The organism is Dactylosporangium thailandense (genome assembly GCF_059739745.1).
Genome location: NZ_AP029195.1, coordinates 4,074,836 through 4,085,473, shown reverse-complemented (window position 1 = coordinate 4,085,473; position 10,638 = coordinate 4,074,836). Strand labels below are relative to the sequence as shown.

1 protein-coding gene is annotated in these 10,638 nt (G+C 75.9%); it reads left to right on the top strand.

Going from position 1 to position 10,638, the window contains the following annotated elements; genetic code table 11:
• The first annotated feature begins 32 nt into the window (after positions 1 to 32).
• A complete protein-coding gene (locus AC6JBM_RS18130; RefSeq protein WP_497984758.1) occupies positions 33 to 10,622 on the top strand; it encodes a type I polyketide synthase in 10,590 nt (3,529 codons plus the stop codon).
• Positions 10,623 to 10,638 lie beyond the last annotated feature (16 nt).

Genomic DNA, 10,638 nt, shown 5'->3' with positions numbered 1-10,638 from the left:
GAGAACGGCGCTGACGAAGGAGTTGACGGGCCGTGGCTGACGAGGCGAAGCTCCTCGAGTACCTCAAGCGGGTCACCGCCGACCTGCACCAGGCCCGGCAGCGCCTGCGCGAGGTCGAGTCCGGCCGGCAGGAGCCGATCGCGATCATCGCGATGAGCTGCCGGTTCCCCGGCGGCGTCGCCTCGCCCGAGCAGCTGTGGGACCTGGTCGCGGACGGCCGCGACGCGGTCGGCGACTTCCCGGCCGACCGCGGCTGGAACCTCGAGTCGCTGTACGACGCCGACCCCGACACGCTCGGCACCTCCTACGCGCGCCAGGGCGGCTTCGTCGACGGCATGGCCGACTTCGACCCCGCGTTCTTCTCGATCTCGCCGCGCGAGGCCCTCGCCATGGACCCGCAGCAGCGGTGGCTGCTCGAGGCCTCCTGGGAGGCCCTGGAACGGGCCGGGATCGACCCGCTGTCGCTGCAGGGCAGCCAGACCGGCGTCTTCGCGGGCAGCACCGGCCAGGACTACGGCGCCGTCGTCATGGGCGCCGCCGAAGGGCTCGAGGGCCACCTCATGACCGGCAACGCCGGCAGCGTCGTGGCCGGCCGCATCGCCTACACCCTGGGCCTGGAGGGCCCCGCGGTGACCGTCGACACCGCCTGCTCCTCGTCGCTGGTCGCCCTGCACCTGGCCGCCCAGGCCCTGCGCCAGCAGGAGTGCGGGCTCGCCCTCGTCAGCGGCGTCACCGTCATGTGCACGCCGGCCGCGTTCGTCGAGTTCTCCCGCCAGCGGGGCCTCGCCGCCGACGGCCGGTGCAAGGCGTTCGCCGCCGCGGCCGACGGCACCGGCTGGTCCGAGGGCGTCGGCGTCCTCCTCGTCGAGCGCCTCGCCGACGCCCGGCGCAACGGCCACCCGATCCTCGCCGTCGTGCGCGGCAGCGCGGTCAACCAGGACGGCGCCTCCAACGGCCTGAGCGCCCCGAACGGCCCCGCCCAGCAGCGCGTGATCCGCCAGGCCCTCGCCAACGGCGGCCTCGCGGGCGCCGACGTGGACGCGGTCGAGGCGCACGGCACCGGCACCACGCTCGGCGACCCGATCGAGGCCCAGGCCCTCCTCGCCACCTACGGGCAGGACCGCGAGCGCCCGCTGTGGCTGGGCTCGATCAAGTCGAACATCGGGCACACGCAGGCCGCCGCGGGTGTTGCCGGGGTCATCAAGATGGTCATGGCGATGCGCCACGGGGTGCTGCCGAAGACCCTGCACGTGGACGAGCCCACGCCGCACGTCGACTGGACCGCCGGATCGGTGTCGCTGCTGACGGACGCGCAGGAGTGGCCGCGCGCCGGACGCCCGCGCCGGGCCGCCGTGTCGTCGTTCGGGGTCAGCGGTACCAACGCCCACCTGATCCTGGAAGAGGCCCCCGAGGACGCCCCGGCGGAGCAGCCCGCGGCCACGGCGACCCTGCCGGTCGTGCCCGTGGTGGTGTCCGGCCGCAGCGCCGCCGCCCTCGCCGAGCAGGCCGCCCGCTGGTCCGGGTCGCTGCCCGGCGACGCGTCCGCGCTGGACGTCGGCTGGTCCTCGGTCGCGACCCGCCCCGCCTTCGAGCACCGCGCGGTCGTGCTGGCCGCCGACCGCGAGTCCCTCGCCGCTGGCCTGAGCACCCTGAGCGGCGCGGTGTCCGGCGTCGCGACGCCCGGCCGCCGCGTCGGCGTGCTGTTCTCGGGCCAGGGCGCGCAGCGGGCGGGCATGGGTTCCGGGCTGCGTGACTTCCCGGTGTTCCAGCGGGTGTACGCCGAGGTGTGTGCGCAGTTCGGTGAGCTGCCGGATGAGCGGATCGACGAGACGGAGGTCACGCAGCCGGCGTTGTTCGCGATCGAAGTCGCGTTGTACGAGCAGTTGAAGGCCTGGGGTCTCCAGCCGGCGGTCGTCGGCGGGCACTCGATCGGTGAGCTGGTCGCGGCGTATGTGGCCGGGGTGTGGTCGCTGGAGGACGCCTGCAAGGTGGTGGCAGCCCGGGCACGGTTGATGCAGGCGCTGCCGGCCGGCGGGGGGATGCTGGCGGTCGGGGCTCCGGTCGAGGATGTGCCTGAGGGCGTTTCGGTGGCGGCGATCAACGGGCCGAATTCGTGGGTGTTGTCGGGTCCGGCGGAGTTGCTGCCCGAGTTCCCCGGGGTCCGGACGAGCCGGTTGCGGGTTTCGCACGCGTTCCACAGCGCGTTGATGGACCCGATGCTGGACGAGTTCCGCGCGGTCCTGGAAGGCGTCACCTTCAACTCGCCGCAGATTCCCATCGTCTCCAACGTCACCGGTGGGCTGATCGCCGAGTTCGACGCCGACTACTGGGTGCGGCACGTTCGTGGGACGGTGTTGTTCGCCGACAACGTGGCTGCGATGCGCGAAGCCGGGGTTGACACCTTCGTCGAGGTCGGGCCGGACGCGATCCTGGTGCCGCACCTGCCGTCCGACGACGCGGTGGTGGTCGCCTCGCTGCGGCGCGACCGCGACGAGGCCGCCGCGCTGCTGGCCGCGCTCGCCGGGCTCTACGTCAACGGGGTCCCCGTCGACTGGGACGCCGTCTTCGAGGGCACCGCGCCGCGCCGGGTGGACCTGCCCACGTACGCGTTCCAGCGCCAGCGCTACTGGCCCCGCCCCGGCCGCGGCATGGGTGGCGAGCCCGCCGCCATCGGCCTGCGCGCCGCCGAGCACCCCCTGCTCGGCGCCGTCGTCTCCGTCGCCCAGGCCGACGCCGTCCTGTTCACCGGGCGCCTGTCGCGCCAGAACACCCCGTGGGTCGCCGACCACGTCGTCTTCGACACGGTGCTGCTGCCCGGCACCGGCTTCGTCGAGATGGCCATCCGCGCCGGGGCCCAGGTGGGCGCGGAGCGGGTACGCGAGCTGACCCTCGAGGCCCCGCTCATCCTGCCGCCCACCGGCGGGGTCGACATCCAGCTGTGGATCGGCCCGCCCGACGACACCGGCTGCCGCACCCTGACGCTGCACTCGCTGACCGACGACACCGCCGACGAGCCGATCTGGACCCGCAACGCCAGCGGCGTGCTCGAACCGGCGGCGACCGGCGACGCGAACTGGTCCGACTTCGCGCAGTGGCCCCCGGCCGGCGCCGAGTCCGTCGACACCGGCGACCTGTACCGCGGCCTCGCCGCCCAGGGCTACGACTACGGCCCCGCCTTCCACGCGCTGCGGGCCGGCTGGCGCCGCGGCGAGGACGTCTTCGCCGAGCTGGTCCTGCCCGAGGACCCGGCCGCCGAGGCCCGCCACTACGAGCTGCACCCGGTCCTGCTCGACGCCGCCCTGCACACGCTTGGCCTCACCAACCCGCCGCCCGCCGAGGAGAACCCGGGCGCGCCGGTCGGGTACGGCCGCCTGCCCTTCTCCTGGAACGGTGTCAGCCTGCACGCGGCCGGCGCCGCCGCGCTGCGGGTCCGGGTCACGCCCACCGGCCGGGACAGCATCCGGCTCGCGGTCGCCGACGTGACCGGTGCGCCGGTCGCCGCCGTCGACGAGCTGGTGCTGCGCCCGGTCTCGGCCGACCAGCTGCGGGTCGCGGGCGCCGGGCACACCGACTCGCTGTACCGCGTCGACTGGACCCCGATCCCCGGCGCCCCCGGCACCGGCTCCGGCGCCTGGGCGGTCCTCGGCGACACGCTCGACGCCGTCGCCGCCCCCCGCTACGAGGACGTGGCCGCCCTGGCCGCCGCCGTCCGGGCGGGCACCCCGGCCCCCGACGTGGTCCTCGCCGCCTGCACCGCGGCCGGCGAGCCCGCCGACGTCCCCGCGGCGCTCGCCGCCGTCACGAACCACGCCCTGCGCCTGCTGCAGGAGTGGCTCGCCGAGGACGTGCTCGCCGACACCCGCCTCGCCCTGGTCACGCGCGGCGCGGTCGCGACACCCGCCGACCCGGGCGTGTCCGACCTGGCCGGCGCGGCCGTGGCCGGACTCATCCGCTCGGCCCAGTCGGAGAACCCGGACCGCTTCGTCGCGCTCGACCTCGACGAGCACCCGGCCAGCGTCGCCGCGCTGCCCGCCGCCCTCGGCACCGACGAGCCGCAGCTGGCCGTGCGCCAGGGCACCGTGTTCGCCGCCCGGCTCGGCCGCGTGCCCGCCGCCGAGCACCCGGCCCCCGGGCTCGACCCGGCGGGCACCGTCCTCATCACCGGCGCGACGGGCACCCTGGGCCGGCTCATGGCCCGCCACCTCGTCACCACCCGCGGCGCCCGGCACCTGATCCTCACCAGCCGCCGCGGCCCGGCCGCCGAGGGCAGCGCCGAGCTCGTCGCCGAGCTGGCGGAGCTGGGCGCGGCCGCCGAGGTCGTCGCCTGCGACGCGAGCGACCGCGACGCCGTGGCGGCGCTGCTGGCGAGCATCCCGGCCGAGCACCCGCTGACCGCCGTCATCCACGCGGCCGGCGTCCGGGACGACGGCGTCATCTCCTCGCTCACCCCCGACCGCATGGCGGGCACCCTGCGCTCCAAGGCCGACGCCGCCTGGCACCTGCACGAGCTGACGGCCGGGCACCGCCTGGCCGCGTTCGTCATGTACTCCTCGCTCGCCGCCACCGCCGGCGGCCCCGGCCAGGGCAACTACTCGGCCGCGAACGCCTTCCTCGACGGCCTCGCGCACTACCGCCGCGAGCGGGGCCTGGCCGCGCTGTCGCTGGCCTGGGGCCTGTGGGCCGACCGCAGCGGCATGACCACCGAGCTCGACGACGTCCACCTCAGCCGGATCTCCCGCTCCGGCGTCACCGCGATGACGGCCGAGGAGGGGCTGGCGCTGTTCGACGCGGCCGACGCCGCCGGGGGACCGGCGCTGGTCCCGGCCCGCCTCGACCTGGCCGCCATGCGCGCGCAGATCGGGCGCGGCACGGTGCCGGCCCTCTACCGGGGACTCATCCGCGGCCAGGTCCGCGCGGCCGCGGACATCGCGGCCGGCCCGTCGCTCGGCGAGCAGCTCGCGGCGCTGGGGGAGGCCGAGCGGCGCGGCGCCCTCGTGGAGCTCGTCCGGTCGCAGGCCGCCGCGGTCCTCGGCTACGCCGACGTGGCCGCGATCGAGGCCCGCAAGGCGTTCAGCGAGCTCGGCTTCGACTCGCTCACCGCGGTCGAGATGCGCAACCGGATGGGCTCGGCGGTCGGCCTGCGGCTGCCGGCGACGCTCATCTTCGACTACCCGACCACGCTCGACCTCGCCGAGCACCTCTCGGCCCAGATCGCCGGCACCGTCCAGCCGGTCCGGCCCGCCGTCGTGGCGGCCGCGAACACCGGCGACGACGCGATCGCGGTGGTCGGCATGGCGTGCCGCTACCCCGGCGGCGTCCGCAGCCCGGAAGAGCTCTGGCGGCTCGTCCTCGACGGCGTCGACGCCGTCGTCGAGCTGCCCGGCGATCGCGGCTGGGACCTCGAGTCGCTCTACAGCCCCGACCCGGACCAGCCCGGCACGTTCTACGCCCAGGCCGGCGGCTTCCTCGGCGGCGTCGGCGAGTTCGACGCCGACTTCTTCGGCATCAGCCCCCGCGAGGCGGTCGCGATGGACCCGCAGCAGCGGCTGCTGCTGGAGACGTCCTGGGAGGCGCTGGAGCGGGCCGGCCTCGACCCGCACGGGCTGCGCGGCAGCCCGACCGGCGTGTTCATGGGCACCAGCGGGCAGGACTACGGCACGCTGCTGGGCAACGCACCGGCCGGCGCCGAGGGCTACGGCCTCACCGGCATCACGTCCAGCGTCGTTTCGGGGCGCCTGTCGTACGTCCTGGGCCTGGAGGGCCCCTCGGTGTCGATGGACACCGCCTGCTCCTCCTCCCTCGTCGCCCTGCACTGGGCCTGCCACTCGCTGCGCCTCGGCGAATGCGACCTCGCGCTGGCCGGCGGCGTGATGGTGATGGCCACGCCCGCCGCGTTCGTCGAGTTCTCCCGCCAGCGCGGCCTCGCGACCGACGGCCGCTGCAAGTCCTTCGCCGCCGGCGCGGACGGCACCGGCTGGGGCGAGGGCGTCGGCGTGCTCCTGGTCGAGCGCCTTGCCGACGCCCGGCGCAACGGCCACCCGATCCTCGCCGTCGTCCGCGGCAGCGCGGTCAACCAGGACGGCGCCTCGAACGGTCTCACGGCCCCGAACGGCCCCTCGCAACAGCGCGTCATCCGCCAGGCCCTCGCCAACGCGGCGCTGAACCCGTCCGAGGTGGACGCGGTCGAGGCGCACGGCACCGGCACGACGCTCGGCGATCCGATCGAGGCGCAGGCGCTGCTGGCGACGTACGGTCAGGAGCGCGAGCGTCCGCTGTGGCTCGGCTCGATCAAGTCCAACATCGCGCACACCCAGGCGGCCGCGGGCGTCGCCGGCGTGATCAAGATGATCATGGCGATGCGCCACGGCGTCCTGCCGAAGACCCTGCACGTGGACGAGCCGACCCCGCACGTCGACTGGACCGCCGGCGCGGTCTCGCTGCTCACGGAGAACCAGGACTGGCCGTCCGTGGATCGCCCGCGGCGGGCGGCCGTGTCGTCGTTCGGGATCAGCGGCACCAACGCCCACGTCATCCTCGAGCAGCCCGAGCCGTCGGATGCCCCCGAGCCGCCTCCCGCCACCGGACTCGTGGGGGGCGCGGTGGTCTGGCCGATCTCGGGCCGGTCGGCGGCGGCGGTCGCGGAGCAGGCGGCCCGGCTCGCGGCCGTCGCCCGCACCGCGCCCGCCGAGCAGATCGCGTGGTCCCTCGCGACGACCCGGGCGGTGTTCGAGCACCGGGCGGCCGCCGTGGGGCGGACCACCGAGGAGCTCGTCGCGAGCCTGAACGACCTGGCGATCACGGGCGTGGCGGGCCAGGGCGGCCGGGTGGTGTGGGTGTTCCCGGGCCAGGGCAGCCAGTCGGCGGGCATGGCGGCGGGGCTGTTCTCCTCGTGCCCGGTGTTCGCGGATGCCATCGTGGAGTGCCAGCTGGCGCTCGCGCCGTGGCTGGACGTGGACATCGCGGGTCTGCTGACGGGTGATGACACGGGTTGGCTGGATCGGGTCGAGGTCGTGCAGCCGGTGCTGTTCGCCGTCGGCGTGGCCCTGGCCCGGGTTTGGGAGCGCGCGGGTGTGAAGCCGCACGCGGTCATCGGCCACTCGCAGGGCGAGATCGTCGCCGCCCACGTCGCCGGGATCCTGTCGCTGGACGACGCCGCAAGGGTCGTCGCGGTGCGGGCGCGGGCGCTGAAAGACCTGAAGGGCACCGGCACGATGGCCTCGATTCCGCTGTCGGCCGGCGAGGTCACGCCGCTGCTGCCCGAGGGCGTGGTCATTGCGGCCGTCAACGGTCCCCGGACGGTCGTCGTGGCGGGGCCGGTGGGCGCGGTCGAGGATCTGGTGTCGCGGGTGGAGCGGGCGAGGCTCATCTCCGTTGACTACGCCTCGCACCACCCGAGCGTGGAGCAGGTTCGCGAGCAGGTGCTCGCGGATCTGGCCGGGATCACGATCCAGCCCGGGCACACGGCCATGATCTCGACGGTCGCCGGGGCGACGATGTCGGCCGAGTACTGGATGGACAACCTGCGCCAGCGGGTCGAGTTCGAGGCCGCGGTGCGGACCGCGCTCGAGTCCGGGCACCGCACGTTCGTCGAGGTCTCCGCGCACCCGGTGCTCACCATGGCGCTCGCGCAGATCGCCGAGGACGCCCACATCCTCGACACCCTGCGCCGCGACGCCGACCACGCGACCCGGCTGCTCACCAACCTCGCGCACGCGCACTGCATCGGCCTGCCCGTCGACTACACCGCCGTGCTCGCCCCGGCGGCCCCGGCCGACCTGCCGACGTACGCCTTCCAGCGCCAGCGCTTCTGGCTCGACCCGCAGCCGAACCCGATCCACGACGTCGGCTCGGCCGGCCTGCTCGACGCCGGCCACCCGCTGCTCGGCGCCGCGGTCACGTACCCCGACGACGACCGGGTGCTGTTCACCGGCCGGCTCTCGGTGCGCACCCACCCGTGGCTCGCCGAGCACCGCGTGATGGGCACGATCCTGATGCCCGGCACCGGGTTCGTCGAGCTCGCCAACCACGCCGCCCAGCAGGTCGGCTGCCCGCGCGTCGACGAGCTGACGCTGCTCGCCCCGCTCGTCGTGCCGGAGCAGGGGGCGCTCGCCGTGCAGCTCGCGGTCGGCTCGCCCGACGGCGACGGCCGGCGCACGATGCAGCTGCACTCCCGGCCGCACGACGGCGCCGCGGAACAGACCCCGGCAGGCCAAGGGCTTCTGGGTGGGGACTGGACGTGCCACGCCACCGGCGTGCTCGCGCCGGCCGCGTCCGGGCCCGCCGCCGGCGCGTTCGACCTGAGCGTCTGGCCGCCCGCGGGCGCCACCGCGGTCGAGACCGACGACTTCTACGCCGGCGTCGAGTCCACCGTCTTCGGCTACGGTCCCGCCTTCCGCGGCCTCAAGGCCGCCTGGACCCGCGGCGACGAGGTGTTCGCGGAGGTCGCGCTGCCGGTGGAGTACCGCGGCCAGGCCGACCCCTTCGGCGTGCACCCCGCGCTGCTCGACGGCGCCCTGCAGGCCATGCCGATCGGCGGCTTCCTCGGCCGGATGGGCGACGGCGGCGACCCCACCCTGCCCCGCCTGCCGTTCGCGTGGACCGGCGTGACGCTGCACGCCCGCGGCGCCGGCGCCCTGCGCGTCCGGCTCGCCGCCGCGGGCGAGGCCGGCGTCCGGTTCGAGGTCGCCGACCCCACCGGCGCGCCGGTCGTCACCGTCGAGTCCCTCATCATGCGGCCCGTGAACGCCGACGCCATCGGCGCCGCCTCGGCCCGCAACGACTCCCTGTACCACGTCGACTGGACCCCCCTCGCCGTGCCCGCCGGCCCCGTGCCCGGCACCGCGGGCTGGGTGGTGCGCGGCGACGACGACCTGGCGCTCTGCGCCGCGATGGAGGCGGCCGGCGCGCGCATCCTGCCCGACATCGACGCCGAGACGCCCGACGTGGTCCTGATCGCGGGCACCACGACCCACGACGTGCTCGGGCAGATGCAGGCCTGGCTCGGCGACGATCGGCGGGCCGACGCCCGGCTCGTCGTCGTGACCCGCGGGGCCGTCGCGGCCGGCGACGCCCCGCCGCACCTGGCCGCGGCGCCGATCTGGGGCCTGGTCCGCGCGGCGATGTCCGAGCACCCCGGCCGATTCCAGCTCGTCGACGTCGACGAGCCGGGCGAGGCGCTCGCGGCCGCCGTCCACAGCGGCGAGCCGCAGCTGGCGATCCGCGGCGGGCAGGTGCTCGTGCCCCGGCTCGGCCGCGTGCCCGCCAACGCCGAGCGCACCGAGCGGTCGATCGACCCGGCCGGCACCGTCCTCATCACCGGCGGCACCGGCACCCTGGGCCGCATCCTGGCCCGCCACCTCGCGGCCGCCCACGGCGTCCGCCACCTGATCCTGGCCAGCCGCAGCGGCCCGGCCGCCGAAGGCTCCGGCGCGCTCGTGGCCGAGCTGGCCGAGCTGGGCGCGAGCGCCGACGTCGTCGCCTGCGACGCCGCCGACCGGGACGCCCTGGCGGCGCTGCTGGCCGCCGTCCCCGCCGACCGGCCGCTGACCGCGGTCGTCCACGCCGCCGGCGTGCTCGACGACGGCGTGTTCACCGCGCTCACGCCCGACCGGCTCGACGCGGTCACCCGGCCCAAGATCGACGCGGCCTGGAACCTGCACGAGCTGACCGCGGGCGAGGACCTGGCCGCGTTCGTCCTGTTCTCCTCCGCGGCCGCCACGTTCGGCAGCGCCGGCCAGGCCAACTACGCCGCCGCCAACGCCTACCTCGACGCGCTGGCCGCCCACCGCCGCGGCACCGGCCGGCCCGCCCTCTCGCTCGGCTGGGGGCTGTGGGCGCAGGCCAGCGGCATGACCGGCCACCTGGACGACGCCGACCGGCGCCGCATGGCCGACCAGGGCGCCACCACGCTCAGCACCGAACAGGCGCTGGAGCTCTTCGACGCGGCGATCGCCCTGGACGCCGCGACGGTCCTGCCGCTGCGCCTGGACCAGGCCTCGCTGCGGGCCCAGGCCGAGGCGGGCGCCCTCGCGCCCATCCTGCGCGGGCTGGTCCGTACCGGCCTGCGCCGCAGCGCCGACGGCGGCGCCGTCACCGGCGGCCCGACCCTGGGCCAGCGCCTCGCCGGCGTGCCCGAGGCCGACCGCGGCCGGGTCGTGCTCGACGTCGTGCGCACCCACATCGCGGCCGTGCTCGGCCACGCCTCGGCCGACGCCATCGACCCCGACCGGCTCTTCACCGACCTCGGCTTCGACTCACTGACCGCGGTCGACCTGCGCAACCGGCTCAACGCCATCTCCGGGCTGCGGCTGCCGGCGACGCTCGTCTTCGACTACCCGACCCCGGCCGCCCTGGCCGAGCGGCTCGGCTCGGAGCTCGTCACCGACGCCGCCCCCTCCACCCAGCCGGTCTTCACCGAGCTCGACGCGCTCGAGGGCCTGCTGTCGGCGGTGCCGCTCGACGACGCCGCCCGGGCCCGGTTCACCGCCCGCATGTACGAGCTGCTGGCCAAGGCCAGTTCCCCGGTCGGCCGGCTCGACGACGGGGCCGGCTCGCCCGACCTCGAGTCGGCGACCGACGACGAAGTCTTCGAGTTCATCGGAAAGGAATTCGGGATCTCCTGAGCCCGTCCCACCGACG